We start from the raw sequence: 648 nt of genomic DNA, 5'->3' as shown, positions 1-648 counted from the left end.
CAACCCGGCGTCTCGGTTGCCGGCATGGCGCTCAAGGCCAACGTGAACGCGAACCAGTTGCGCCAATGGATTCATAAGTACCAGGCGACCCGTCAAGACGCGGATGCACAGGATACGGCTCATCGTACGATGGCAGCGTTCGTGCCTGTCGTCGAAATTGACGGTGCCGGGATGGTTCCGAAGCCCTCGACTGCGTCGACGAACCTGCCGGTCTGCCACGACGATTCCGGGGCGCTTTCTACCCGAAGCTCATCGGCGCCAGCGCGACTGCGTGCGCAGTTGCCGAACGGGGTTACGCTCACGCTCGAATGTACCGGGCAGGATGCACCGCTGGTATCGGCGATGATCGAGACTCTGGGGCGCTGCGATGTTCAGGCTCGACGCTAAACTCAAGGTGTATGTTCATCGCGAGGCGGTCGACTTCAGGAAGTCGATCAACGGGCTGTCCGCACTGGTCGAAGAGTCAGGGCTGGACCCGTTTGCGCCAGCGCTCTACGCGTTCAGCAACCGGCGTCGGGATCGCATCAAGATACTCGGCTGGGGCGGCAATGGTTTCTGGCTGCTGATGAAGCGCCTCGAGGAAGACCGCTTTGTTTGGCCACGCCGGCAGCAGCCGGTGATGGAGTTGACGACCGAGCAGCTTCACTG

Annotated in this window: 2 protein-coding genes; both read left to right on the top strand. The window is 61.9% G+C overall.

The genetic code is table 11. The annotated features are described in order from the left end of the window. Positions 1-387: transposase (locus tag HV670_RS30315; protein ID WP_175108587.1), on the top strand; the 387-nt coding region annotated here is incomplete at its 5' end. Next, a partial coding sequence (gene tnpB, locus HV670_RS30310) for an IS66 family insertion sequence element accessory protein TnpB (RefSeq protein ID WP_175108586.1) occupies positions 368-648 on the top strand: 281 nt, incomplete at its 3' end. The genes HV670_RS30315 and tnpB, both read left to right, overlap by 20 nt.

The sequence above is a fragment of the Pararobbsia alpina genome, assembly GCF_902859895.1.
Taxonomy (GTDB): Bacteria; Pseudomonadota; Gammaproteobacteria; order Burkholderiales; family Burkholderiaceae; genus Pararobbsia; species Pararobbsia alpina.
This window is presented reverse-complemented; position numbering and strand designations above follow the sequence as displayed.